The organism is Sphingobium sp. B10D7B (assembly GCF_025961955.1).
Taxonomy (GTDB): domain Bacteria; phylum Pseudomonadota; class Alphaproteobacteria; order Sphingomonadales; family Sphingomonadaceae; genus Sphingobium.
In genome coordinates this window covers 518,320-544,274 of the sequence record NZ_JAOQOQ010000001.1, presented here as the reverse complement: position 1 = coordinate 544,274, position 25,955 = coordinate 518,320, and the positions used below count along the sequence as shown (strand labels likewise).

Here is a 25,955-nt window from a genome sequence, read left to right as displayed (position 1 = left end):
TCAGAAAGCCAGCATTTCTTTGCGGACCTTCGCCAGGAACTTGGCCGCGCGCGCTTCCGTCATGTTATTGATCCCATAGAGGGCGAGATAATCCACCTTCACCTTCTTGTTGCACACAACGCGCAGGAAGCGCGTGGCATTCGAGCGCGGCGGGTCGAACAGGTAAAGCGCCCGCAGCCGGTCGACGCCATAGGTCGTCACGCTGGTCAGCTTGCGGATATTGGCGAGGCCCGGCGTCAGCTTGCCGTCCACCATCTTGAACGAGACATCGGGCAGGAACACCCGGTCGAAATAGCCCTTGAGCATCGCCGGCCAGCCGAAGTTCCAGACCGGATGGCAGAGCACCACGGCATCGGCGGCCTGCAGCCGGTCGACATAGGGCTTGATGCGGCGCTGGTTGATCGTAACGTCATGATAGATCGTCCGGTCTTCCTCATTGAGGACCGGATCGAAATTCTCTGCATAGAGATCCAGATCATCGACCTCGTGCCCCGCCTCGATGAGGCTGGAGACAACCGTGTTGTGAATGTCGACCGCGAGGCCCGTCTTCAGCGGATAGGCATATATGACATGAACTTTCATGCCGATAGTTATACATAAACTGCTTACTAAGACAAGACTGACACTTGGCCGCTCTGCTATTTTTCAGTGTTATGATTCAATGACTTATCTGTTCATACCGCTGAGACATGCGCCGGCACTAAGACGGAAATACACCGACAGCGCCGATGAGTCTCCCGCGTCGTCCTCATGTGTCCGGCTTGGCGCTGGACAGGAGGTAGGCGCTCAGCATCTCCTGGGCGTGGCGCCGGCGTTCCGATTTCCAGCGCTCGCTGTGCAGGTTGGCACTGAAGATCGCCGAGAGCGTGTAGACGTTGGACAGGTGGAAATAGGACAGCGCAACCATCGACACATAGAGTTGCAGCGGATCGATATCCTCGCGAAACACCTTCTGCTCCACGCCCCGCGCGAGCGTCTCCTTGATGGCGTCCATCAGCGGTGAACTCAGCGTCGGCGCGCGCATCGAGGTGGAGAGATAGGCACCCTGCTGCAGGTTTTCCCCGGTCCACAATGAGATGACATGCGGGTTGGCCGCAAAGTGCGAGTAGGTGAAGTTGAACAGCTTCATCATCGCCTCATACGGTTCGAGGTTCGCGAGATTCAGCGCCGCTTCCTTCTTGCGGATGTCCTCATACACATGGTCGAGCACGAAGACGTAAAGCTGCTCCTTATTGCCGTAATAATGGTAGATCATCCGCATGTTGGCACCGGAGCGCTGTGCGATCGAATCGATGCGCGCGCCGCTCAGCCCGCGCTCGGCGAATTCCTCGATGGCGGCTTCCAGAATCTTCTTGCGCGTGCCAGCCGCATCCCGCGTGCGGCGCAGACCCTTCGCATCGTCGGCCGGTTCAGCGACCTGCGTCCTGGCGGCACGCGCGCCGACAGTCTTCCGCACCGCTGCTTTCGGTCCTCTTACGCTCGGTTGTCTCGCCACGTCCCATCCTCTTCATATGACCCGGCCCACGCCGGCCCCTTGTTGACCCTATCGCCGCTTGCCCCTCAAGCCCCTGCGTGCCGCCTTTGCGCTGCCAGCACGGTATTCGCCAGCAGGAATGCCGTCGTCAGCGGGCCGACACCATCGGGAACGGCCGAGATCACGGCTGCAACCCCGTCGACGGCGGCAAGATCGACATCGCCCAGAATGCGCCGGCTGCCATCTGCCTGCGTCACGAGATTGATGCCGATATCGATAACCGTGGCGCCCGGCCGCACATGGCGCGCGCCGATCAGCCCCGCCCGGCCGGCCGCGGCGAACAGCAGGTCCGCCGTCTGGCAGGCTGCCACCAGATCGCGCGTATCGATATGCGCGATCGTCACGGTCACACCGCGCTGGAGCAGCAATTGCGCGAGCGGGCGCCCGACGCTGGCCGAGGCGCCGACGACGGTGGCATTGAGTCCGCGCAGATCGCCCAGCACCTCCTCCGCGAGCAGCACTGCGGCTTGTGGCGTGCAGGGGAACAGGCCCTCCAGCCCCGCCGCTAGCTGGCCGGCGTTAAGCGGAGTCAAGCCATCGACGTCCTTCTGGCTCGAGAGAATTGCAGCGATGTCCGCCATCGCGATGCCGGACGGGAAGGGTGTGAGCGGCAGAATACCATCGACCGATTGATCGGCATTCAACTGGCGCACCAGCGCCTGCATCTGCGCCAATGAGCCATCGGCGGGGCCGGAGACGATCATGGCGTCGACCTCGGCCAGCCCGGCGAACTCTTCGATGCGCGCGGCATATGCGCGGGCAGGCGCCGCCTCCCCCATCATGAGCAGCGCGAGACGCGGAGCGCGACCCAGGCTTGCCCGGGCAAGGGCCGAATTTTGCGCGGTTTGCGCCAGCAGGCGCCGGGCGGCAGCGTGGCCATCGACAATCCGCGTCATCGCGCGGTGGTCCTTGGCGCGGGCCCGGAGCGGTTAAGGGTTCGGCGTCTCACGATCCACCTGCACATCATCGGCTTCTTCCGGCTGGATCGATCCGACCGCCGGACGCGCAGAGGGCTCTGCACGGCCAGAACCCTTACATAAGTAAGCATGTTTTGCAAATAAGCCGGGCCAGTTTCGTTAACCTTTGGCCTCGCCCGACAGACGATCCGCGAGACGCATGAGGAAGTCCGCACCGGCGCGCAGCTGGTCGATCTCGATCCACTCGTCCGGTTGGTGGGCCTGGAGGATGGAGCCCGGCCCACACAGCACCGCCGGGATGCCGATCTTCTGATAAAGCCCCGCTTCCGCAACGAAGGCCGCGCCGCTCAGCCCATTATCGCCGGTCAACGACCGCACGAAGGATTCAGCGGCGCTGTCCCGATCCAGCTCCAACGGCGGCGCGCTGGCCAGTTGGGTGATCACAATCCCGCCCTCCGGCGCACGCGCGCGAATGCGGGCATCCAGCGCCTGCGCCGCGGCCCGAAAGCGCGCTTCATAGCCGTCGGCTTCGGCCTCGCTGGGCGAGCGCAGATCCCAGCGGAAGGTGCACTGGCGCGCGAGGATGTTCGCCGCCGTGCCGCCATTGACGATGCCGACCGAAAGCGTCGTACCCGGCGGGCTGCATGGATCGTCGGCCCGGATCGCGTCCTGCGCCTGCGCATTCATCTGGCCGATCAGGCTCATCAGCTGGACAGCAGCTGCGATTGCGGAGACCCCCTGATCGCGCTGGCTGCTGTGCGCTTCCCGCCCGGTCACCGTGACGTCGAACACCCGCATGCCCTTGTGGACCGACAATATCTTCATGCTGGTCGGCTCACCGATGATCGCCAGGGCCGGCGCGGGCACGAACCCGGCCATTTGATCGAGCAGATGTGGCGCGCCAAGGCAGCCGACCTCTTCATCATAGGTGATCGCGAGGATCAGCGGGCGCTGCAGGGATTGCACCGCCGGCGTGTCGATCAGCGCGAGCGCCAGCGCGATGAACCCCTTCATGTCCGCCACGCCGCGCCCGTAGAGCCGGCCTTCCCTGCGGGTCACCGTCCAGGGATCGCTGGTCCACGGCTGGCCATCGACCGGCACGACATCGCTATGCCCGCTCAGGACGATCCCGCCCGGCACATCCGGCCCGATCCGCGCGAGCAGATTGGCCTTCCCGCCATCCGCATCCTCTACCAGCCAATAGGGGATGTTTCGCTCGGCGAGCCGCGCGGCGACCCAATCGATGAGGGCGCGATTGGATTTGCTGGACGTCGTGTCGAACGCGACCAGCGTTTCCAGAATTTCGAGCGCATGATCCAGCATCAGTCCAGCTCGCTAAAGTCAGGGAGGGGGGCATCGATGAAGACGCCGTCGCGCATGACGAGACGGCCCGCGCCATGGCGCACGAACAGCTCATTATAGCTCTTCGCGCGATAGAGAACGAGATCGGCAGGCGCACCGGCGACAATCGCCTGCGCCTGCGAAACCAGCGCGCCGGGCGTGGTGGTGACGCTGCGCGGCCAGTCCCCCACCGGATGATCGAGATGCGCGATCCGCACCGCATCCTGAAAGGATTCGAGCGGATTGAAGTCGCCATAGGGATTATAGGGGTCGCGGCAATTGTCGCCGCCGATGCAGATGGGAATGTCGCGCGCGGCCATCTCGTGCAGCAGGGTGACGCCGCGCCAACGCGGCGTGCGACCCGGCGACCGCGCCTGCAGATAGAGGTTGCAGCCCGGCAGGCTGACCACGGAAAGCCCGGCGCGCGCCATCAGGTCCAGCGTGCGGTCCACCTCTGCCTCGTCCTGCACGGCGAGGCTGCAGCAATGGCCGACCATCACCTGCATCGCCCCGCCCCGCCGGTCGGCAAGCGTTGCGACCCGGCGCACGATGTCCGAGGTGGCGTCGTCCGTCTCGTCGGCGTGGAAGTCCAGCGCGAGGCCGTATTTGTCTGCCGCGTCGAACAGTCGTTCGAGGCTGGCATCGACCAGCGGCGAGACATGCGCGAAGCCGCCCAGAACGCCGCCATGACGGCGCACGACATCGAGCACCCGCGCGAACCAGACATCGTCCGCCAGCACATCGGTGGAAATCAGCGGCACGGCCTGCAGCTCGATCCGCCCGGCCCAGGCTGCGCGCACTTCAGAGAAAATCTCCCAGCGCTGCTCGATCTGCTCGTTCTGGGATGCAAGGTGGGTGCGCATCGCGCGTACGCCATGGGCATAGGCACAGCGCAGGCCGAAATCCATGCGCCGGCGCATGTCATCCGCCGTCCAGTGGGTTTCGCGGTCGGCGATGATCGCGCTGGCCGCAGAGCCGAACGTGCCATCGGGATTGGGGGAGCGCGCCCAGATTTGCGTGCTGTCGAGATGGGTATGCGCTTCCACGAAACAGGGCCAGACCATCATGCGATCGAGCCGGATATCGCGCCACGCGCTCGGCGTCTCGGCCAGCGACGGCGCAACAAAGGCGATCCGCCCCTGTTCGATGCCGATGTCAGCCGTCACGATCTCCGCGCCGCCCTCAAAGGCCGTGAAGGTGGCCGGTACATGCACCCCGCGCAGGACGAACGGCTCGCCCGGAGCGAGATCATGCGGGGGCAGATCTTGGGGCATCATAGCGTGTCCTCCAGCATGGGCAGCAGCAACCGGCTCTCGGGCAGGTTTAATCGAAGGGTGATGACGCCCGCTTCTTCCACGCCGGCATCCACCGGTCGCGTGCCAGTGCCGGGATTGATGGGATAGGCCGGGAAGGACGCTGCCGAAACCGCCAGCCGCACGCGAGCTCCGGCGGGGATCGTCGCACAAGTCGGGCGCAAGCGCACAGTGGTAGGGCCGTCGGGCGCGACCGCGAAATGGGCGTAGCCTTCCGTCAGATGCTGGCTGCGCCCGGCTTCATCGACGATGGTGAGGATGCAGCTCAGGTCGAAACTCGGGCAATCGGCTGTTACCTCCAGCGCAGCGACCGTCTCGCCCGCCAGCGTTACGGGCGCCGCCATCGGCGGACTGGTGTAGGTGAGCACATCCGGCCGGGCATCCACATCGGTGCGGTCAACCGGTCCCGGCACGGCACCGAAGGCCCCGCCGGTGGTCGGCACGGCGCGCCAGGGATCGTGGACCAGATAATCCGCCGGTGCCTGCGGCTCGCAGCCCGGCGCCAGAACGCCGTCGCGCTCGTCCAGCGCCGCGCGACCGGCGCTGCCGATCTGCCAGCATTGCTGACCGCCGGGCCATGCCGGAAAATCCCGCCAGACCTCGCGACCCATGTCGAACAGCCGCACGGCGCGGGCGGGCGCAATCGCTTCCCCCTCCCCCTTGAGGTGCTGGTCGAACCATGCCCGCTGCAACTGGTCGATCTCTCCGATGGCCGCCTCGCCAAAGTCCTTGCCGCCAAGCCGGCGCCCCCAGGGGAAATGCGTCCACGGCCCCACGACCAGCGCAGAGTCGGCACGTCCCGCCTGCTCATAGGCCCGATAGGCCGCGACGGTGCCGGGGAGATGGGTGTCGTACCAGCCGGTCACGAACAGCGCCGGCGGCCCGCTCTTTGTCAGGCGATCCGCATGGGCAGAGGGGGAAATGCGCGCCCAATAAGGGTCCGCAAAATCCCGGTCGAGCCAGTCGCGATAGAATGGCACGTGGCGCGCGTGGCGATGCAGAATGTCGGGCCGCGCGTGATTACTGTGCCCCAGTGCAAGAGAGCGCGCGGCCTGCGCCAGATCGGCAAAGGCGTCGGCATCCCCGGCATGCTTGGCGTTCTGCGCCGCAAGCTGTACCGCCCAGCCGATATTGGCGGCGAGGCAGAAGGCATCGTTCTCATACGCCCAGTCCTGCCGCAAATCCCAGCCGACCATCGTCGGGGCGATCGCCCGGAGCGCAGGCGGCAGCGTCGCCGCAGCGAGGAGTTGGGTCACGCCCTGATAGGAGAAGCCGTACATGCCGACCGCACCGGTCGATCCGGGCAGGCCCGCCGCCCAGTTGATCGCATCCTCGCCGTCCGCCGCTTCCTGCTCGAACAGCGCGAACGCGCCCTCAGATGTCCCTCGGCCCCGCACATCCTGAATCACGACGATATAGCCCTGCGCCGCATACCAGGCCGGATGCGCGAAGCAGACCGTCGTCGCGATCCGCCGCCCATAAGGCTGGCGCATCAGCAGCACGGGATAATCTCCCGCTGGCGCGGGCCGATACACGTCCGCATCCAGCCGCACGCCGTCACGCGTCGTCATGGAGAGGAGTTCAGGGGGGCGCGTATCCATCATCATTTTCGATCCAGCATTCCGGTCCGGCGCGGGGCAGCGCCGCGCCTGTCTTAACCCAAAGGCTAATCGCGATGCAGCAACTGCACAATTGCCTAAGTGAGCAAATTATGCATAAAAGATTCTGCCGGCGCCGACCGGCACCAGGAAACATCTGATTTCCAAAGATTTCAGCCCGCCGGTCGTCCGGACAAGGATCAAATGACGAATACGCAAAAGCAAAACCAGATCAGCGATCGGGACGGAGTGGCCATTTATGTGGCGGCCGCGCCGGAAATCATCGGCTTGCCGGTGCCGGCCGAATATCGCGAGGGCGTCATTAACAATCTTCACCTCATCCTCGTCCAGAGCGCCCCGTTGCTCGCCCTTGAGCTTGATCCCGCGCTGGAAGCCGCGCCGGTGTTCCGGCCATGACCGATTTTGCAGCAATGGGCGCGGCGCAGATCGCCGCCGGGGTGAATGCGGGGACGTTCAGCGCATCCGATGTGGTGCGCGACATGCTGGCGCGGATCGAACGGCTCGATCCGCTGATCAACAGCTGCACAGCCGTCTTTTCCGAGTCGGCCCTGGCTGCGGCAGCGGCGCTCGATGCCGCGATTGCGGGCGGCGAGTCCGGCGGCCCCATGGCGGGCGTGCCGGTCGTGGTGAAAAACCTGTTCGACATTGCTGGCGAGGTGACGCTGGCCGGCGCCAAGATGCGCCGCGAGGCCCCGCCTGCCACCGAAGACGCAACCGCCGTAAGGCTGCTGCGCGAGGCCGGCGCGATCATCGTCGCATCGACCAACATGGATGAGTTCGCCTACGGCTTCACGACCGAGAATGATTTCTTCGGCCCGACCCGCAATCCGCATGATCTCGAGCGGCTCGCCGGTGGCTCGTCGGGGGGGGCAGCCGCTGCCGTCGCAGCGGGCCTCGCGCATATCGGCATGGGATCGGACACCAACGGGTCGATCCGCGTACCCGCCTCCTTCTGCGGCCTGTTCGGGCTCAAGCCAACTTATGGTCGCCTCTCGCGTGCGGGCACCTTCCCGTTCGTGTCCAGCCTCGATCATATCGGGCCGATGACCCGCAGCGTGGCCGATCTCGCGCTGGCCTATGACGTGCTGCAAGGGCCGGACCCACGCGATCCCGTTTGCTCGACGGCCGCGCCCGAGCCGGTTCTGGACCGACTTGGCGAAGACACCGATGCGTTCCGCGTCGGCGTTCTGGGCGGCTGGTTCCGGGGCAATGCCGAGGATGTCGCGCTGGAAGCCGTGGACAAGGTTGCCGACGCCCTGAATGCGGATCGCTATGTCGAGCTCGATGAAGCCGAGATCGCTCGCTATGCGGCCTTCGTCATCACGGCGGCCGAGGGCGGCAATCTGCACATCGATGCCCTGCGCCAGCGCCCGGACCAGTTCGATCCGGCGACGCGCGATCGCCTGTTCGCCGGCGCGCTGCTCCCTTCCACCCTCGTCGTGCAGGCCCAGCGCTTCCGCTACCGATTCCGCGAGGCGGCGCGCCGGGCCTTCGCGCACTATGACGTCCTGCTCGCGCCTGCCACGCCCTGCGCCGCGCTCAAGCTAGGCCAGCAGACCCTCAATCTGGGCGGCAAGGAGATGCTCGCCCGCGCGCATGTCGGCATCTACACCCAGCCGATCAGCTATATCGGCCTGCCCGTGCTGACCGCGCCGGTGATGACCAGCGGCCCCATGCCGGTGGGCGTCCAGATCATCGCCGCGCCTTGGGCCGAGGCCAAGATTTTCCAGATCGCGGCGCGGCTGGAAGCAGCCGGCGTGGCCGTCTCCAGCGTGGCACATTGCGCGCCGGTATCGGAAAACGCCTGAAGCTCAGGCCTTGGGCATCAGGGGCTGAGCGTCAGGGGTAACCTTCAAGGCTTTGCCGGCTGCTCCACGCGGGGCGGCCAGGGCGTGAGGAACGGCGCGTCCTCGCCATAAGTGAGCTTGCCCTCGGCCTGGAGGAGGCGCACGCGCCCATCCAGATACTCCTTGATGATCGCGATGCGCCCCTTGCGCACCGTGGCGATCCACACGTCGTTGACGACCTGCTTCTCGCCATTCTGGGTGACGCGGAACTGGACTTCCGCCGCCACGCGACCATTGCGCACATCGATATAGAAGGCGTCGGCGGGGAAGTAGATGCTGCGGTCCGTCGCGACCTTGCAGAAGCCCTCGAGGTCAGCGAGCGCGGCATCGCGGCCGATCAGGCGGCGGCCGGGATAGGAGAAATCGACATCGTCCGTCAGAATGCGGCGCATCAGGTCCGCGTCACAATCCGCCCAGACATGCGCGAGATCGAGGATCAGGCGCTGATATTGCGCGCGCGTCGTGCCGCGCGCCTCCATCTTGCCGGTGTAGATGACGCTGGGTTTTGCGGGAGCCGCCTGCTCGGCAATGGCCGGCATCGGGGACAGGGCCGCGCAGGCGGCCGCGATACAGACCCAGCGGCTGCGCGATGCTCGGACGATCCTCATGCCTTGGTTCCCTTGCCGCTGTTTTGGCCCGCTCCATGTGCGGGCGTCTTGCCCCAAAAGTAAATCGCCGTGGTGTCGGCTTGCACTGACACCACGGCGATTGAGCGATCGGATGCGACCCGAGGCTCTAGCTGCCGAAGCGATAGGAAATGCTGCCGCCAATCCAACGCGGACGGCCCCAGACTTCGGTCGCCATGCCGAGGAATGCGAGGTCGAACGCGGCGGTGCGATAGCGCTTGTCCGTCACATTCTCGGCAAAGACAGCGAGGGTCAGCGAGTCGCTTGCATCGGTCCAGGAGAGGCGGACGTTTGACAAGGCGTAGGCTGCCTCACGCTGGCTGGGACTGTTGAAGGCGTCGAAATACTGCACGCCCTTATAGGCGATGTCGCCCTGCAGACCGAGCGTGCCGCCAAGCACGTTCGGCACGCGATAATTGGCCGTCAGGTTCCACGACCATTTGGGGGCCAACGGCATCCGCCGATCGACCACCGGGCCGTTATTGGCGAGGCCGGGCAGCTGCACGTCGAGCAGCTTGGCATCCAGATAGGTCAGCGATCCACGCAGGCGCAGATTCTGCACCGGCTCTGCCGCGAACTCGGCTTCGGCACCGGTGATCTCGGCATCGCGGTTGAATGTGGTCGAGGAGAGCGACACGCCATCGAACTGGTAGGCTTGGCTGTCCTTATACTGGTAATGGAACACCGCGCCGCTGATGCTGTAGCGATTGTCGTAGGTGGCGAACTTGGCGCCGGCTTCGTAACTGGTCAGCCGTTCGGGGCGGACCGAGATGGCCGAGAGCGGAAGCGACGTGTAACCGACGTTGAAGGTGCCGGCCTTGAACGAGCGCGCCACACCCGCATAGAACAGCTGCCCGCGCTGCGGCGCCCAGCTCAGCCGCGCCGTGAAGCTCGTGCTGTCATCGTTGCGCTTGGCGAGATCGCCGACCGTGGTGGTGTTGAACACCGGTCCGGTGTCCGTGTTGTTGAGGTCGTATTCCTTGTCTTCCTCGGTATAGCGCACGCCGCCCGTCGCGGTGAGGGTCGAGGTCAGCGCATAGTCGACATTGCCGAAGATCGCCCAGCTCTCGCTGTCCAGATCATAATAGACCGGACGGCGCGGACCGGCGGCGGCCGAGGTGGTGCGGCGCTGATAGCCGTTCACATTATAGTCGAAATAATAGAGGCCGGTGACCCAGGTGAGCGGCCCGTTCACGCCCGCCAGGCGCAGCTCCTGCGAGAACTGCTCGGCGCGCGGGTGAACTTCGGTCGAGCGTGCGCCGGGCGTGGAGTCGCTGTCGAACGCCGCGTCCTTCTTGCCCTTCTCGAAGCCGGTGATGGAGGTCAGCTCGGCAAAGCCGAGGTCCGCCTTGATCTTGCCGATGGCGGTGAACTGCTCCGAGCGCATATAGGCATCGAAGTTGGTGTTCGTCTCCAGCGGCTTGCTGTCGCCATAGCCGAAGGAGTCGACGCCGCCCGGATTGCGGGTGGAGAGGCCCGTCACCGGGTCCTGCGTCACAGCAATGTGGGTGAACATGTTACCCGCTTCATTGTCGTTCTTGTAATATTGCACGAACAGCTCGGCGCTCAGATTGTCCGCGAACTGGTTCGACAATTGCCCGCGAATGGCGCTGGCGTTGAGCGCGTTGCCGTCTTCCCCGCCCGGGAAATTGTTCTTGATGTAGCCATCATAACGGTGGCGGAAGACGCTGACGCGGCCCAGCAGGTTGCCGAACAGCCGGCCGCTGATCGCCGCTTCGGCCTGAACGCGATTGCGCTCGGCGAAGGTGACGGACACATGGCCTTCCAGCTGCTCGGTCGGCGCTGCGGCAATGAAGTGGATGAGGCCGCCGGTCGCGTTGCGGCCATAAAGCGTGCCCTGCGGACCGCGCAGCACCTCGATGCGGCTGATGTCGAACATCTGGGAATCGAGACCCATCAGGTTCGCCTTGTAGAACTCGTTCACATAAACGGCGGACGGGCTCTCATTGGTGTCGGCAAAGTCGCGCATGGCGACGCCGCGCAACGAGATGAACGGGAAGTCGCCGTCGCCCGAGTTCTGGCCGATGGAAAGGCCGGGCACCAAGCGGGCGAGATCGAGCGTGCTCGACGCGCCGGATTCAGCGGCCTGCGCGCCGGACACGACGCTGAGGCTGATCGGCACTTCGGTGACGCGCTGCTCGCGATGCTGGGCGGTGACGATGATGTCGCCACCTTCGGCGGTGTCTGCGGCATCGGCAGCCATCAGCGGCGCGCTCGTCGAAGCCAGAAGAAGGGCGAGAAACGCTTTTTGGGACATCGCCAAAGATGCCTCGGGCTTGCGTGCAAACAACATTGTGGGCTTCCTCCAGATAAACCTGTCATGCCCGCAGGCCAGAGCTCACATCGGTTACCGCCTCGAGCCCACGCGCAGCGTGAGCGATGTTTATCCTGTTGAGCCCTCCCCGTTCGGCGTTGGTATGTATGCAGAGCGTGCTTACTTATGTAAAGAGGGTCGTGACGATTTTTTGACAGAGGCTCAAATGTGCGGCGCCTGAGTGGATCAACCTTCAAAGGGCGGATTTATTGGGGTTTCACGAGAACGGAACGATCACGACCCAAAGCAGGCGGCGACCGCAGGATCAAATCGAAGTGCCGTGGCGCGACGTATGCGCGAGCCGAGTCGCCGCAACGGTGAGACCGGTGCGGGCATGTATAATTAGTGGGATCAAAGAAGCGGCGGCCGGAGAGCGCCCCCTACCCCCGCCCCGCCTTCACCATATCCGCGATCCGTACGAACTTCTCGCGCGGGGCACCCAAGCGGGCTTGGGCGATTTCGGCTTCGTCGATCTTCTGCCAGTCGCGGAAGGTGACGATCTCCAGATCGCGCTCGGCGATCAGCGCGTCCAGGCCAGCCCGGCCCTGCTTGCCGGCGGCGGTGGGTTGGTCGGCGGCGATGGCTTCGGCGATCAGGAAGCCATCGGGCTTGTTGGTGCCGATGGTGCCGCTCGGCCCGCGCCGCGCCCAGCCGACGCAATAAAGGCCCGGGCGAATGCGGCCCTCCTCATTGGCGAAGCGGCCGCGCGCCTCGTCATAAGGCACGTCGGGAATGGGCGGCGTGCGATAGCCGATGCAGCTGATGATGAGATCGGCCGGCATGGTCACGCGCTCGCCGGTGCCGATGCTCTGCTGCTGCGCATCGAGCCGGGTTCGCTCCAGCACCAGCCGCTCGACGCGGCCCTCCCCTTCCACCCGCTCGGAAACGACGAAGAAATCGAACCGGATCGCCACCACCTTCTCGGGCGATGGCTCGGCGAACTGGCGGAGCAGCGCCAGCGATTTGCGCTGCCCCGGCTCCAGCGCCTCATCCACCGAGGTCGGCGGCAGATCGGCGGGATTGACATGGACGGAGGCGCGCTCCAGCCGGCCGAGTTCGCCCAGCTCCTTGGGCGTCATCGCAATCTGCGCCGGGCCGCGCCGACCCAAGATGGTGATCGAGCGGGGCTGCGCCTTTTTGAGAATGTCATAGGCATGAGCGACGACATCGCTCTCCTCAAGCTCGCGCGCGGTCTTGGCGAGAATGCGCGCGCAATCCAGGGCGACATTGCCGTTGCCGATGATGACCACATCCCGCTCGTCGATCCGCGGTGCGAGATCGGCATGATCGGGATGGCCATTATACCAGCCGACAAAGGCCGCGCTGCCGATGACGCCGGGCAGATCGTCGCCGGGCACGCCCAGCGGGCGATCCGACGGCGCGCCGGTGGCGAGGATCACCGCATCGTAAAGGCCCTGAAGCTCCGGGATCGACACGTCACGCCCGATGACGAGATTGCCGACGAAGCGCACCGTGTCGGTCAAAGCCACGGCTTCATAGCGGCGGGATACGGCCTTGATGGACTGGTGATCCGGCGCGACGCCGGTGCGAACAAGGCCGAAGGGAACGGGCAACCGGTCGATGATGTCGATCGCCACATCCTCGCCGAACTGCTTCTGGCAGGCTTCCGCGGTATAATAGCCGGCAGGGCCAGACCCGATGATGGCGATATGACGCATGGAACGGCCTCTCCAGAAAATGTGTCTTGCACAGGGCAGCCTAACCGAGGCTGCGCGCGAGGCAAGGGCCGTGCGCAGGAGAGCGACGCCCGTGGAGAGATAGGCGCGCCCAAACGAAAAGGGCGGACCATTCGGCCCGCCCTTTCAGATCGATGTACCGATGCCGCTCAGCGTGCAGCGGGCGCCGCTGCCGAGGCATTGGCGGGCAGACCGCCGAGCTGGGTCACCAGCTTGGTATAGGCATCCAGATAGGCCAGCACGATGACCTGGCCGATATCCGTGTTCTGGTAGCCGCCGCCGGCCGCGCCGGCAAAACCGCCCCACCAGCCCGCGCCGCCGCCGGCACCGAAGCTCAGATCCGACTTGCGCGAATAGCCCTCGGTCATCGCTTCCTCGACCGTGGTGCGCGCGTTCACGATGGAGAGCGTCACATTGGCTTCGCTCTTCTTGATGTTGATGCCGCCGGCCAGCGCGCCGAACGTGCTGCGGCCCAGGAAGCCGCCCAGCATGCCGCCAAGAGCGTTGCCGCCGCTATTTTTGTTGGAGGTCACGATATCCGGCTGGAGGAAATAGTCCGCCGCCTTCACCTGACCGCGCCCGATGTTGCTGCCGGCTTGCAGCTCACCCTGATCGGCCAGGGCGCGCTCCATCGCGCGGTTCTGCATCGAGCGCCCGCGGTTAACGAGCGTGAAGCAGCCGGACTGCTGGATGAAGATGCGCAGGATCGCTTCGGGGCTGCCGAGGCTCAGCTCGCGCCACCACTGCGTGTCCGGCTCGACGATGGCGACGGTGCCCAGATTCTTGGTGCAACGCGGGATGTCGCGCGTGCCCTTGTCCTGCGCCTTGCGCCCCGAGGATTGCGCCATGGCCGGCTGCACCACCAGGCCGATCGCGGACAGCGCCAGCGCCAGTTTGATCGATAGTTTCATGTATTACCTCACCCACAAGGATTATGCAGTCGACGCCCCTGCCGAACCACAAGGCCCGCTGTTTATCACAGCAAAATGGCGGCACAAGGTTAACGACTGCACGGCGGCGGCGCATGACAGGCGGCGCTCCTCATGTCTTGTATGAAATGGTCGCGGCGGGCCCTCTTTCAGAAGGCTTTGCCGGAACCCTTCCGCCTGCTATCGGCGCGCAATGACTGACCTCGCCCACATCCGTAACTTTTCCATCATCGCGCATATCGACCATGGCAAGTCGACCCTCGCCGACCGCTTGATCCAGCGCACTGGCGGACTCTCGGATCGCGAGATGACCGCGCAGGTGCTCGATAACATGGATATCGAGAAGGAACGCGGCATCACCATCAAGGCCCAGACCGTGCGCCTTGATTACACCGCGAGCGACGGCAAGACCTATGAGCTCAACCTCATGGACACGCCGGGCCATGTCGACTTCGCCTATGAAGTCTCGCGCAGCCTCGCCGCGTGCGAAGGCGCGCTGCTGGTCGTGGATGCCGCGCAGGGCGTGGAAGCGCAGACGCTGGCCAATGTGTACCAGAGCATCGAGCATGACCATGAAATCGTGCCGGTCATCAATAAGATTGACCTGCCCGCCGCCGAACCGGAGAAGGTGAAGGCGGAGATCGAGGACGTGATCGGCATCGACGCCAGCGAAGCGGTGCTCGCCTCCGCCAAGGCCGGCATCGGCATTGACGAGATTCTGGAAGCGATCGTCAAGAAAATCCCCGCCCCCAGTGGCGACCGGGACAAGCCGCTGGAAGCGATGCTGGTCGACAGCTGGTACGACCCCTATCTCGGCGTCGTCATCCTCGTGCGCGTCATCAACGGCGTGCTCAAGAAGGGCCAGAACATCAAGTTCATGATCGGCGGCACCGAGCATCTGGTCGACCGCGTCGGCTGCTTCCGCCCCAAGATCGAGACGCTGCCCGAGCTTGGCCCCGGCGAGATCGGCTTCATCACCGCGCAGATCAAGGAAATCACGCAGACCCGCGTGGGTGACACGATCACCACGGTGAAGAACGGCGCGACCACGCCCCTGCCCGGCTTCAAGGAAGTGCAGCCGGTGGTGTTCTGCGGGCTTTTCCCCGTCGATGCGGCGGACTTCGAGAAGCTGCGCGAGAGCATCGCCAAGCTGCGGCTCAATGATGCCAGCTTCTCCTTCGAGATGGAGAGCAGCGCGGCGCTGGGCTTCGGCTTCCGCGCCGGGTTCCTCGGCCTTCTGCACCTCGAGATCATCCAGGAGCGGCTGACGCGGGAATATGACCTCGACCTCATCACCACCGCGCCGTCGGTCGTCTATCGCATCCAGCTGCGCAAATCGAAGACCGAGGACGCGCGCGAGATTCTGCTGCACAATCCGGCGGACTATCCAGACCCCAGCCGCATCGAGCAGATCGACGAGCCCTGGATCAGGGCGACGATCTACACGCCGGACGAATATCTCGGCAGCATCCTCAAGCTCTGTCAGGACCGGCGCGGCATCCAGACCGGCCTCACTTATGTGGGCGGCCGCGCGCAGGTGAGCTATGAACTGCCGCTCAACGAAGTGGTGTTCGACTTCTACGATCGCCTCAAGTCAATCAGCCGGGGCTATGCCAGCTTCGACTATGAGCAGATCGGCCTGCGCGAGGGCGATCTGGTGAAGATGAGCATCCTCGTCAACAACGAGCCGGTCGACGCGCTCAGCATGATCGTCCATCGCGGCGTGGCTGAGGAGCGCGGCCGCCATATGTGCGAGCGGCTGAAGGACCTCATCCCCCGCCACCTCTTCAAGATCCCCATTCAGGCGGCGATCGGCGGCAAGGTGATCGCGCGCGAAACCATCGCCGCGATGCGCAAGGACGTGACCGCCAAATGCTATGGCGGCGACATCACCCGCAAGAAGAAGCTGCTGGAGAAGCAGAAGAAGGGCAAGGCGCGGATGCGCGAATATGGCTCCGTGCAAATTCCGCAGGAAGCCTTCATCGCCGCGCTCAAAATGGGGGACGACAGTTGAGCGAGCAGACTAGCGACGAGGATTATGTGTTCGATGAAGCCAGCGGCGAGTGGCTGCCGGCTTCCGAACTGGCCGCCAAGCAGGGCGCGGCCGATGCGGTGGAAGTGCGCGACGCGGTCGGCAATCTGCTGGCCGATGGCGATCAGGTCACGCTGATCAAGGATCTGACCGTGAAGGGCGCGGGGCAGACGCTCAAGCGCGGGACGCTGATCAAGTCGATCCGCCTCACCGGTGACCCGCAGGAAATCGACTGCCGCTACGAGGGCATCAAGGGGCTGGTGCTGCGCGCTGAGTTCGTGAAGAAGCGGTGAGCGCGGTACCGGGCCGCCCATCGCAAAGGAGTGCAGCCTGATGGCAAAGACTGACGCAGGCGGACGCTTCGAGCGGCATCGCCAGCCCTGGACCGCCGCCGAGATCGACAAGCTGCACACGCTGGCGAAGAAGGGCATGGCGCTGAAAGCCATCGCCAAGGCACTGACCCGCAGCGAGGAATCGGTGAAGGACCGCGCCAAGGCGGACGGGCTGACGATCGCGAAACTGCGTTAAGGCGCGGCCCCTAATCCTGCCAGCAGCAAATGGCGCCCGTCCGAGCGAGCGTCCGGCAACCTTCGGGGCGCACAAGCGTCTCATCAGGGCCAGCTCCCAAGCGAGATGGAAGTGGCACAAAGCTGTTGTGGGCATGTCGCGTCCGCGGCGGCCGCGTGCCCCTGTGCGAGACCATGCTGGAGGACGTCCCCATGCCCATTTCCCATACGCCCCTGATAGAGCGCATTGCGCGCGTGCTCGCCGGACTGCGGCTGAGCGAGAATGCCGATGGCACGGAGCCGAGCGCCAGCCGGTCTGTGGACCTGGAATGGGAAGACTGCCTTGAGGACGCGCGCGCGGTGCTCCGCACGATGCGCGAGCCGGACGCGGCAATGGCCAGCGCAGGCAATGAAGAGATTTGGGAAGCGATGATCGCGGCCGCTTTGTCGGGCGAAGCGAGCGGTGCGGGTGCAAACCAAGCCAACCCGGATGAGACTAATCCGCTTGCTCCCCCGATCAATCTCAACGCGGGCAGCTGAAGTCTCGGCGCGCTAGTCCCCTAGCTTTCGGGTAGCTGGTTGGTCCGGTTCAGCCGGTCGATCACTTCATCGAGCGGCTCGACGACCGTCACGCTACGGCCTTCGCCAAAGCGAATGCGCGTGCCCTCGCCGACATTGGAGATGAACGAAATCTGCGTCGCATTGACGGCGACGGGGGCGCGGTCCGGGCTGGTGAACTTGACGAACATGGGCACGCTCTCCTGCTTATGATTGGGGACAGCCTAAGCGCATTCTCGCGCCACGCAATTGCTCGTCGCGCGAAGGTGGAAAATATCCGGCAGGCTGCCGCTTCTCGCGCCTTATCGGCCCGACAGGCTGTTGCTGATGCCGAAGAAAAGCTCGGAGAGATTGATACCGAGCGACAGGAACGCCATGACGCAGGCCAGCGACACCAGCGCCGCGATCAGCCCATATTCCACCGCCGTCGCGCCCCGCTCATTTGCGGGCAGCCGATCAAAGAGCGTCAGCTCACGGTCAACGGCAGGTGATATCTGACGCGGCATGGGGCACTCCTCACATTTGTCGGTTCAACGTCGCCGCAAATGGTGGAGAGGTGGTAAAGAGAAGGCGCCAGATGACATTGGACTAAGAGCGCGGAAGGCTCGTCAGCCCAAACCGAGTGAGGCCACGGCGATCAATGCCGCGATACCGGTGAGGCTGGTTACCAGCCCAAGTTCCAAAGCCTTTGCTCCGCGCTCGGTGCGGAGAATCCGCATAATCATGTCATCCTCCAATGACATAACCCATAGCAACCGCTGGCTTTACGGGCGCTTAACGAAGCCGCTGGAAGACGACCGATCTGCACAAAATCCCTTCAGACTGGGCGCGCGGAGGCGATTCCTCCGCCCAAGTCTCAGTCCGCCAATTGACGTGGCGGCAGACTCACGGCAGGAGCAAGCATGGCCGACATGACCGATCCCGTTTCCGCCGATCCACTTGCCCAGCCCGCATCCTTCAAGCGCCGGGGAATGCTTTTCGTGCTGTCCTCCCCTTCCGGGGCCGGCAAATCCACCATCTCGCGCAAGCTGCTGGCGCATGATCCGGGCCTGACCATGTCCGTCTCCGCCACCACCCGGCCGATGCGGCCCGGCGAAGTCGACGGCAAGGATTATCATTTCGTCGATCTCGAGCGGTTCCGCGCCATGGTGACGGACAACCAGTTCCTCGAATGGGCGCATGTGTTCGATCATCGCTACGGCACGCCGCGCGCGCCGGTGGAAGGGATGCTGGAAGCCGGGCACGACGTGCTGTTCGATATCGACTGGCAGGGCGCGCAGCAGCTCCACCAGCTGGCCGGCGGCGATGTGGTCCGCGTGTTCATCCTGCCCCCCTCGATGATCGAGCTGGAAGCGCGGCTGCGCGGACGCGGCACGGACAGCAACGACGTCATCGAGCGGCGTATGGCGCGCGCGCACAGCGAAATCGCGCACTGGGACGGCTATGATTATGTGCTCGTCAATGACGATGCCGAAGCCTGCTTCGCCAAGGTGCTCACGATCCTGCAGGCCGAACGGCTCAAGCGCCACCGGCAGACCGGTATCATCGGCTTCATCCGCAAGCTCGACCGCGAGGAAATCTAGCCCTCAGCCCGGCCCGCAGGGGCCATCGGCCCGGCTACGCAAAACTTTGCAAGCCAGATGCCCTCCATATCTGTATGGGGGGCGCATAAGGCGGACCACCAAACAGGATGACGCGCGCAGATGAGGCCTTTGAAACAGGTTTTGCGGCGAGGATGGTCCACCGCTCCACTCTTTTTTTGATTAGCGAGATACATGCCCTTTTCCACACTCCCCCCTCTTCTCGCCAATGCCCTTGCCGAGCGCGGCTATGCCGACCCCACGCCCGTTCAGGCCGAAGTTCTTGAGGCGCAGGCGCATGGCCGCGACCTTATCGTCTCAGCCCAGACCGGATCGGGAAAGACCGTGGCGTTCGGCCTCGCCATTGCCACCGACCTGCTCGAAGATGGCGAGCGCATGGCGCCGCCCGGACTGCCGCAGGCGCTGATCATCGCGCCTACCCGTGAACTGGCGCTGCAGGTCAGCCGCGAGCTGATCTGGCTCTATGGCAAGGCCGGCGCGCGCATCGCCACCTGCGTCGGCGGCATGGATGCGAGCAAGGAGCGCCGCGCGCTCTCGCATGGCGCGCAGATCGTGGTCGGCACGCCCGGCCGCCTGCGCGACCATCTGGAACGCGGCGCCCTCAACCTCTCCACCCTGCGCGCGGTGGTGCTGGACGAAGCCGACGAGATGCTCGACATGGGCTTCCGCGAGGATCTGGAAGAAATTCTCGACGGCACGCCGCAGGAGCGCCGCACCCTGCTCTTCTCCGCGACCATGCCGGCCCCCATCGTGGCGCTTGCCCGGCGCTATCAGCGCGACGCGCTGCGCATCTCGACGGTGACGCAGGAGCGCGGCCATGGCGACATCAGCTATCAGGCGATGGCTGTGGCGCCGGCCGACATCGAACATGCCGTGGTGAACCTGCTGCGCTTCCACGAAGCCGAGACGGCGATGCTGTTCTGCGCCACGCGCGACAATGTGCGCCACCTCCATGCCGGGCTGGTCGAGCGCGGCTTCGCGGTCGTTGCCCTTTCCGGCGAGCATAGCCAGAATGAGCGCAATCAGGCGCTGCAATCCTTGCGCGACCGGCGGGCACGCGTGTGCGTCGCAACCGACGTGGCCGCGCGCGGGATCGACCTGCCGACGCTGAGCCTGGTTGTCCATGTCGAGATTCCGCGCGATGCCGAGACGCTGCAGCACCGCTCCGGCCGCACCGGGCGCGCGGGCAAGAAGGGCACCGCCGTGCTCATCGTGCCCTATCCGCGCCGCCGCCGGGTGGAATCGATGCTGCGCGGCGCGCGCATTCAGGCGGACTGGATTTCGCCGCCTTCCGCCGAGGACATTCGCCGCGCCGATACCCAGCGCCTGCTCGATACGCTGCGCGCGCCGGTCGAGCTGAGCGAGCAGGATCATGAGCTGGGCCGCCAGTTGCTCGCCGAGCGCAGCCCGGAAGATGTCGCCGCGATGCTGGCCCATGCCTATCGCGCCCGCCTGCCCGAGCCCGAAGATCTGCTGGGGAGCGATGCCCCCGCCGAACCGCGCGGTCCCCGCCCCGGTTTCGAGCAGAGCGCCTGGTTCCGCCTGAATGTCGGCCGCAATCAGAATGCCGATCCGCGCTGGATCCTGCCGCTGCTCTGCCGGCGCGGCCACATCAGCCGCACAGAGATCGGCGCGATCCGCATCGCCGCGCAGGAAACCTTGTTCGAGGTCGCGGGCGGCGTCGCTGCGCGCTTCCTCGATGCCGTGCGCCGCACCGCCAGCGAGGATGACGAGGTCGACATCCAGCCGACCGACGGCAAGCCCCGCGAGGAAGCGCGCCGCAATCGCCGCGACAATGCCCGCCCCGTCCATGCGCCCAAGCCCTATCGCGCACCCGCCGCGCGCGGGCCGCATGGTGGCCGCCCCGATCAGGCCCAGCCCGGCCCGCATGGCGCCGGCAAGAAGAAGGGCCCGAACAAGTGGAAGGGTGGCGCCAAGCCCTTCGCGCACAAGAAGCCCGGCAAGGATAGATGATCGCGATCCTCGTCGATGCCGATGCCTGCCCGGTGAAGGAAGAAATCTACCGGGTGGCGTTTCGGCATGAGACGCCGGTCAAAATCGTCAGCAACCAGCGCATCCGCATCCCCGATCATCCGCTGGTCGAGCGGGTGGTCGTGTCCGACGCCTTCGATGCGGCCGATGACTGGATCGCCGAGCAGGCCAGCCCGACGACAATCTGCATCACCGCGGACATTCTGCTCGCCGATCGCTGCCTGAAAGCCGGCGCGAGCGTGATCGCTCCGACCGGCAAGCCCTTCACCACCGCCTCCATCGGCAGCGCCATCGCGACCCGCGCCATCATGGCCGATCTGCGCGCCGGCGGCGACATCATCGGCGGCCCGGCACCGTTCAGCAAAGCCGACCGTTCACGCTTTCTTTCGGCGCTGGATGAGACGATCGTGCGGCTGAAGCGGTCGCGCTGAGGGCCACGGCCCTGGCTACGTCACTTCCGCTTGGGCAGCGGTGGCAGAGCCTTGGCTTCCTCCAGCACGCTCGTGTCGATCAGCGTCGCGAGTTGCGCGCGGGTGCGGGGCGTGCGCTTGTCCTGTTTGGCGAGCCAGGCTTCTTCTTCCTCCAGCACATCGAGCAGGTCGCCCGTCCAGTCCGCCAGCCAGTTGTGGTGGGACCAGCTCTGCTTGACCAGCTCCAGCGGATAGCCGCTGTTCTGCGCCACCAGCTCCTGCGCCCGTGTGGGATCGCGGCGGACCTCGTGCGTGGCATCGATGATCGCGCGGACCATCACGACGATGTTCCGCCGCATCTGCGGGTTGGCCAGCGCACCGGCGGTGGTGTTGAGATTGAACAGCTCGCGATAGACGCCCTTGCCGCTGAACTCGATGGCATCATCGCCAATCGCCTGCGCGGCGCGCTCGACTTCCGGCTCCCAGATCGCCACGGCATCGACCTTTCGATCCGCCAGTGCCTGCGGCATGTCGGGCAGCTTCATGCCGACCATGGTGACATCGTCACTGGACAGGCCGACGGTTTTCAGCATCTTCTGGGTGAAGAAGCCGGACGAAGTGACGGAAATCGTCGCAATCCGCTTGCCCTTGAGATCCGCCAGCGAGTTGATGCCGGCCGATTTGCGCGCGACGATGCGGTACAGCCCCTCGGTGACGGTCATGACGATCCGCATGTCCGGATTGCGCAGCGAATAGCGCAGCGCCTGCGTTTCGGCATTGGTCGCGATGTCGGCTGGCGCGCTGCTGTCATCCGGCGTCGCACCGGGCTCGCCGACAAGATTGGCAACGCTCCCCCGCCCGACCGTGACGGGAGCCGGATAATAGGATTCAGCGGCGATAAAGAGCGGGGCGAATTCGAACACGGTGAGATTGCCGAACGCGCGGATCGGACCTGCCTGCGCGACAGTCGCGGAAGCCGCCGACGCCGATGCCACGGGCGTATCCGTCTGGGTGCAGGCCGAGGTGCCGGCAAGCAGAAGCGAGAGACCGGCCAACAGGACGCCGCGCCCACGCCGACGCGCATGGCCATGGCTCATCGCCCGATTGAATGCCGACATCCTCTTCTCCCTCACATCGCTTTTGACGGCGGGAGGCTAGCGAGCGGCGGCGCTGCCAACAATGCACGGAACGGCATTGATCCTTGCCTGGGGTGGCGGGGGAGTTCGAACGGCTGGGTTTGGAGGGTGTCCCGTTAAGCGCGGTATTCCGGACTCGAAGCCCCTTGAAATGCTCGCTTTCACTTGGTCAATCTAAGAGGGGCGAGGCCCAGCTTGTCATAAAGCCGCACGGCAGCGCCCAGCGAGCGATCATCGCGAAAATTATTCCAGCACGGTCGAACTGCATTTAAGGTCTCTTTTAGCCACCGGATCGCCTCTCGGCGTCCGGCGCTACTGTGTAAGCTAAATAGATCGCTCTGGCCGCTAATTCTAAAAGGTCCTGTTTGAACGTGCTTATTCATCCCGCCATTTTGATGTTGCGCACGTCCCGCCCAAAGCTGCTCTATCTTCGTCAGAAATACCGGACAGAATTCGCCTATGACCGCGTCGCTTCCTTCTTCAGCGATTGCAGAACTGACATGAAGAGAAGACACTCCCGGTTCTTTAGGCTCGCAAGCTCCTCGCCCCATGGTGATTTTTAGTTGATCTGGACCTCGACCAACAGTGAGCGTCTCCTCAATAACTAATATTGATACGCAAATCTGTTCGGAATTCTCTGAGCCTGCCCGCTGCACAGGCGATGCGACGCCAGCCTGCGCACTGGGGGCATGGGACATCGATAAAGCGATTGCTAGTAGGGGGCGCCTAAACATTTATGCCTCTCGCAGGAACTCAAAACACAATAGTGCGCCTTTATTTCTGCGCTAAATGTCTGCTACCACGCCAAAGCGCTCATTCAAGTATGCGAGCCCCACACTTCAAAACGGACATTCATCTGGCTCGGGCTTGCTAACCCGATCACGCCGCCCGCGCCCGCAACTCCAGCGCGGCTGCGATCAGGTCCCGGGTATAGTCCGTCTGCGGCGCGTTGAAGATCTGCTGCGAGGAGCCCTGCTCCACGATCTTGCCGTTGCGCATCACCACCACTTCGTGCGCGAGGGCGCGGACGACCTTGAGGTCGTGGCTGATGAACAGATAGGTCAGGCCATGGCTCGCCTGCAGGTTGCGCAGCAGGTCGACGATCTGGGCCTGCACGGACATGTCGAGCGCGGAGGTGGGCTCGTCGAGGATCACGAGATCGGGCCGCAGGATGATCGCGCGGGCGATGGCGATGCGCTGGCGCTGGCCGCCGGAGAATTCGTGCGGGTAGCGATCCAGCACCGCCGTCGAGAGGCCGACTTCCTCGATCATCGTCGCGACGGCCTCGTAGCGCTCCGCTGGCGTCAGGTCGGGTCGGTGGATCGGCAACCCCTCGCCGACGATCTGGCCAATGGTCATCTTGGGGCTGAGGCTGGCGAAGGGGTCCTGAAAGACGATCTGCATCCGCTTGCGCAGGGGGCGCATCTGCTTCCAGTTGCGCTCGTGCAGCGGCTCGTCCTCGAACCAGATCGGCCCTTCCGAGCGGCTAATGCGCAGCAGCGCAAGGCCGAGCGTGCTCTTGCCCGAGCCGGACTCGCCGACGACGCCGAGCGTATGCCCGCGCGGGATCGAGAGCGTCACGCCATCCACGGCTTTCACAAAGGCGCGCGGCTTGCCGAACCAGCCCTTGATCGGGAAATGGACCTTCAGATCCTCGGTGCGCACCAGCGGCGCGGGATCGCCCTCGATCTTAAGCGGTTCGCCGCGCGGCGTCGCGTCCAGCAGCTTACGGGTGTAGGCATGCTGGGGATTGTCGAACACTGCGCTGGTGTCACCCGCTTCCACCACCTCGCCCTGCGTCATCACGCAGACGCGCTCGGCCATCTTCCGCACGACGCCCAGATCATGGGTGATGAGCAGCATCGCCATGCCGAGGCGCTGCTGCAGATCCTTGAGCAGATCGAGCACCTGCGCCTGCACGGTCACGTCGAGCGCGGTGGTCGGCTCGTCGGCAATCAGCAGGTCCGGCTCGTTGGCCAGCGCCATCGCGATCATGATGCGCTGGCGCTGCCCGCCGGAGAGCTGGTGGGGATAGGATTTGAGGCGGTTCTCGGCATCGCGCAAGCCAACCAGCTTGAGCAGATCGATGGTCTTGGAAACCGCCGCCGCCCGGCTGATCGCGGGATCGTGCAGCTTCATCGCCTCGATGATCTGCCGGTCGATGGTGTGCAGCGGGTTGAGCGCAGTCAGCGGCTCTTGCGGGATCAGTGCGATGCGGGCGCCGCGCAGCGTCTGCATCGTGCGTTCGCTGGCGCCGACGATCTCCTGCCCGTCCAGCCGGATCGAGCCGGACGGATGGAACGCCACCGGATAAGGCAGCAATTGCAGGATCGACATGGCAGCGGTGGACTTGCCCGAGCCGGACTCGCCGACCAGCGCCAGCGTCTGGCCCTTCTCCAGCGTGAATGACACGTCCTTCACCGCCTCGACGATGCGGCCTTCCGAGCGGAACGAGCAGCACAGCCTGTCGACCGCAAGCAGGGGCGTGTCCGTGGCGCTCATGTCGATTTCCTTGGATCGAAGGCATCCCGCGCCGCTTCGCCGATGAAGATGAGCAGCGAGAGCATGGTGGCCATGACGGCGAACCCCGCGATGCCGAGCCACGGTGCATAGAGATTGTTCTTCGCCTGGTTGAGCAGTTCGCCAATGGAGGGCGATCCGCGCGGCATGCCGAAGCCGAGAAAATCCAGCGCCGTGAGGATCGTGATCGACGAGGAGACGATGAACGGCAGGAACGTAATGGTCGCCACCATCGCATTGGGCAGGATGTGCCGGAACATGATCGTGCGGTTACCAAGGCCAAGCGCCCGGGCGGCGCGGACATAATCGAGATTGCGCGCGCGCAGGAACTCGGCGCGCACGACGTGCACCAGCGTCATCCAGCTCACCAGCAGCAGCGCACCGAGCAGCGTGAAGAAGCTGGGCGTGAGGAAGCTGGCCATGATGATGAGCAGGTAGAGCATCGGCAGGCTCTGCACGATCTCGATGCAGCGCTGGAAAATGAGGTCGGTCCACCCGCCGAAATAGCCCTGTATGGCGCCGGCGGTGATGCCGATGATGGAGCTGAAAAAGGTGAGCAGCAGGCCGAAGGTCACCGAGAGGCGGAAGCCGTAGATGATGCGCGCCAGCACATCGCGCGCTTGGTCGTCTGTGCCCAGCCAATGGCGTGCGGAGGGCGGCGACGGCGCGGTGACGGGGATATCGTAATCGATCGTCCGGTAGCTGTAGGGGATGATCGGCCAGATCGCCCAGCCGTCGCCCTCAGCGATCATCGCCCGCACGGCGGGGTCCTGATAATTGGCCTCCGTCTCGAACACGCCGCCGAACGTGGTCTCCGGATAGGCGCGCAGAACGGGCGCATAGATCTCGCCACGATAGCTCAGCAAGATGGGCTTATCATTGGCGATCAGCTCGGCGCACAGCGTCACCACATAGAGCGCAAGGAATATCCACAGGCTCCAATAGCCGCGCTTGTTGGCCTTGAAATTGGCCCAGCGCCGGCGCGTGAGCGGGCTCATCCGGCTGATCGGGCGCACAGGCCGGGGATGAACGGCCGGGGCTG

The 25,955-nt window shown here is 64.8% G+C and carries 25 protein-coding genes; 9 read left to right on the top strand and 16 right to left on the bottom strand.

Annotated features, from left to right (window positions below; genetic code table 11):
• From M2331_RS02495 to M2331_RS02470, 6 genes are all read right to left on the bottom strand, one after another.
• Entirely contained in the window at positions 1–582 is a 582-nt protein-coding gene (locus M2331_RS02495) for an NAD(P)H-dependent oxidoreductase (RefSeq protein ID WP_181558824.1), read from the bottom strand.
• A gap of 166 nt (positions 583–748) precedes the next feature.
• Entirely contained in the window at positions 749–1,456 is a 708-nt protein-coding gene (locus M2331_RS02490) for a TetR family transcriptional regulator (RefSeq protein WP_181558823.1), read from the bottom strand.
• Between the two features lie 104 nt (positions 1,457–1,560).
• Positions 1,561–2,430 (bottom strand): bifunctional 5,10-methylenetetrahydrofolate dehydrogenase/5,10-methenyltetrahydrofolate cyclohydrolase, encoded by an 870-nt coding sequence (locus tag M2331_RS02485; RefSeq protein WP_181558822.1) that lies wholly within the window; start codon positions 2,428–2,430, stop codon positions 1,561–1,563.
• 180 nt (positions 2,431–2,610) lie between these two features.
• Entirely contained in the window at positions 2,611–3,774 is a 1,164-nt protein-coding gene (gene argE, locus M2331_RS02480) for an acetylornithine deacetylase (RefSeq protein ID WP_181558821.1), read from the bottom strand.
• A complete protein-coding gene (locus tag M2331_RS02475) occupies positions 3,774–5,069 on the bottom strand; it encodes a cytosine deaminase (protein ID WP_181558820.1) in 1,296 nt (431 codons plus the stop codon). The genes argE and M2331_RS02475 overlap by 1 nt, the downstream gene beginning before the upstream one ends.
• Positions 5,066–6,676 carry a CocE/NonD family hydrolase gene (locus tag M2331_RS02470; protein ID WP_220128501.1) on the bottom strand — a complete coding sequence of 537 codons (1,611 nt, stop codon included), beginning with the start codon at positions 6,674–6,676 and terminating at the stop codon, positions 5,066–5,068. The genes M2331_RS02475 and M2331_RS02470 overlap by 4 nt, the downstream gene beginning before the upstream one ends.
• A gap of 231 nt (positions 6,677–6,907) precedes the next feature.
• On the opposite strand from M2331_RS02470, the gene M2331_RS02465 reads away from it, so the two are divergent.
• Together M2331_RS02465 and M2331_RS02460 are read left to right on the top strand one after the other, a co-directional pair.
• Positions 6,908–7,120 (top strand): DUF4089 domain-containing protein, encoded by a 213-nt coding sequence (locus tag M2331_RS02465; protein WP_181558819.1) that lies wholly within the window; start codon positions 6,908–6,910, stop codon positions 7,118–7,120.
• The gene (locus M2331_RS02460) at positions 7,117–8,532 is read left to right on the top strand and encodes an AtzE family amidohydrolase (RefSeq protein ID WP_264592257.1); all 1,416 of its coding nucleotides are present in this window, start codon (positions 7,117–7,119) and stop codon (positions 8,530–8,532) included. The genes M2331_RS02465 and M2331_RS02460 overlap by 4 nt, the downstream gene beginning before the upstream one ends.
• 44 nt (positions 8,533–8,576) lie before the next feature.
• Here the strand turns inward: M2331_RS02460 and M2331_RS02455 are convergent, their stop codons facing one another.
• The 4 genes from M2331_RS02455 to M2331_RS02440 form a co-directional block, all read right to left on the bottom strand.
• A complete protein-coding gene (locus tag M2331_RS02455) occupies positions 8,577–9,179 on the bottom strand; it encodes a nuclear transport factor 2 family protein (RefSeq protein ID WP_220128500.1) in 603 nt (200 codons plus the stop codon).
• A 127-nt stretch (positions 9,180–9,306) separates the two neighbouring features.
• A complete protein-coding gene (locus M2331_RS02450; RefSeq protein ID WP_181558818.1) occupies positions 9,307–11,475 on the bottom strand; it encodes a TonB-dependent receptor in 2,169 nt (722 codons plus the stop codon).
• 437 nt (positions 11,476–11,912) lie between these two features.
• Positions 11,913–13,211 (bottom strand): FAD-dependent oxidoreductase, encoded by a 1,299-nt coding sequence (locus M2331_RS02445; protein ID WP_181558817.1) that lies wholly within the window; start codon positions 13,209–13,211, stop codon positions 11,913–11,915.
• Between the two features lie 167 nt (positions 13,212–13,378).
• Positions 13,379–14,140: a CsgG/HfaB family protein gene (locus M2331_RS02440; RefSeq protein ID WP_181558816.1), complete on the bottom strand. Its 762-nt coding sequence runs from the start codon at positions 14,138–14,140 to the stop codon at positions 13,379–13,381.
• 211 nt (positions 14,141–14,351) lie between these two features.
• On the opposite strand from M2331_RS02440, the gene lepA reads away from it, so the two are divergent.
• The 4 genes from lepA (at position 14,352) to M2331_RS02420 (ending at position 17,236) form a co-directional block, all read left to right on the top strand.
• On the top strand, positions 14,352–16,172 hold the full coding sequence (lepA, locus tag M2331_RS02435; RefSeq protein WP_181558815.1) for a translation elongation factor 4: 1,821 nt from the start codon (positions 14,352–14,354) through the stop codon (positions 16,170–16,172).
• The gene (locus M2331_RS02430; RefSeq protein WP_181558814.1) at positions 16,169–16,483 is read left to right on the top strand and encodes an alkylphosphonate utilization protein; all 315 of its coding nucleotides are present in this window, start codon (positions 16,169–16,171) and stop codon (positions 16,481–16,483) included. Before lepA ends, M2331_RS02430 begins: the two co-directional genes overlap by 4 nt.
• Before the next feature lie 40 nt (positions 16,484–16,523).
• Positions 16,524–16,718 carry a hypothetical protein gene (locus M2331_RS02425; protein ID WP_181558813.1) on the top strand — a complete coding sequence of 65 codons (195 nt, stop codon included), beginning with the start codon at positions 16,524–16,526 and terminating at the stop codon, positions 16,716–16,718.
• 191 nt (positions 16,719–16,909) lie between these two features.
• Positions 16,910–17,236 carry a hypothetical protein gene (locus M2331_RS02420; protein WP_264578258.1) on the top strand — a complete coding sequence of 109 codons (327 nt, stop codon included), beginning with the start codon at positions 16,910–16,912 and terminating at the stop codon, positions 17,234–17,236.
• 20 nt (positions 17,237–17,256) lie between these two features.
• On the opposite strand, the gene M2331_RS02415 is transcribed toward M2331_RS02420, so the two are convergent.
• Together M2331_RS02415 and M2331_RS02410 are read right to left on the bottom strand one after the other, a co-directional pair.
• A complete protein-coding gene (locus tag M2331_RS02415; protein ID WP_181558812.1) occupies positions 17,257–17,445 on the bottom strand; it encodes a flagellar FlbD family protein in 189 nt (62 codons plus the stop codon).
• A 111-nt stretch (positions 17,446–17,556) separates the two neighbouring features.
• A complete protein-coding gene (locus tag M2331_RS02410) occupies positions 17,557–17,760 on the bottom strand; it encodes a Flp family type IVb pilin (protein WP_264592256.1) in 204 nt (67 codons plus the stop codon).
• Between the two features lie 396 nt (positions 17,761–18,156).
• Between M2331_RS02410 and gmk the strand changes: the two genes are divergently transcribed.
• The 3 genes from gmk to M2331_RS02395 all read left to right on the top strand — a co-directional run bounded on the left by gmk (position 18,157) and on the right by M2331_RS02395 (position 21,278).
• Positions 18,157–18,837, top strand: coding sequence for a guanylate kinase (gene gmk, locus M2331_RS02405; RefSeq protein ID WP_181558811.1), 681 nt, complete (start codon positions 18,157–18,159; stop codon positions 18,835–18,837).
• Between the two features lie 192 nt (positions 18,838–19,029).
• On the top strand, positions 19,030–20,829 hold the full coding sequence (locus M2331_RS02400) for a DEAD/DEAH box helicase (RefSeq protein ID WP_181558810.1): 1,800 nt from the start codon (positions 19,030–19,032) through the stop codon (positions 20,827–20,829).
• Positions 20,826–21,278 (top strand): YaiI/YqxD family protein, encoded by a 453-nt coding sequence (locus tag M2331_RS02395; protein WP_181558809.1) that lies wholly within the window; start codon positions 20,826–20,828, stop codon positions 21,276–21,278. The genes M2331_RS02400 and M2331_RS02395 overlap by 4 nt, the downstream gene beginning before the upstream one ends.
• 20 nt (positions 21,279–21,298) lie before the next feature.
• Here M2331_RS02395 and M2331_RS02390 read toward each other — a convergent pair whose 3' ends face one another.
• The 4 genes from M2331_RS02390 to M2331_RS02375 form a co-directional block, all read right to left on the bottom strand.
• Positions 21,299–22,375: an ABC transporter substrate-binding protein gene (locus tag M2331_RS02390; protein WP_264592255.1), complete on the bottom strand. Its 1,077-nt coding sequence runs from the start codon at positions 22,373–22,375 to the stop codon at positions 21,299–21,301.
• 179 nt (positions 22,376–22,554) lie between these two features.
• Positions 22,555–23,091 carry a hypothetical protein gene (locus M2331_RS02385; protein WP_181558808.1) on the bottom strand — a complete coding sequence of 179 codons (537 nt, stop codon included), beginning with the start codon at positions 23,089–23,091 and terminating at the stop codon, positions 22,555–22,557.
• A 181-nt stretch (positions 23,092–23,272) separates the two neighbouring features.
• Positions 23,273–24,895 carry an ABC transporter ATP-binding protein gene (locus M2331_RS02380; protein ID WP_181558807.1) on the bottom strand — a complete coding sequence of 541 codons (1,623 nt, stop codon included), beginning with the start codon at positions 24,893–24,895 and terminating at the stop codon, positions 23,273–23,275.
• A complete protein-coding gene (locus M2331_RS02375; RefSeq protein ID WP_413716078.1) occupies positions 24,892–25,911 on the bottom strand; it encodes an ABC transporter permease in 1,020 nt (339 codons plus the stop codon). Before M2331_RS02375 ends, M2331_RS02380 begins: the two co-directional genes overlap by 4 nt.
• Between the last annotated feature and the right edge of the window lie 44 nt (positions 25,912–25,955).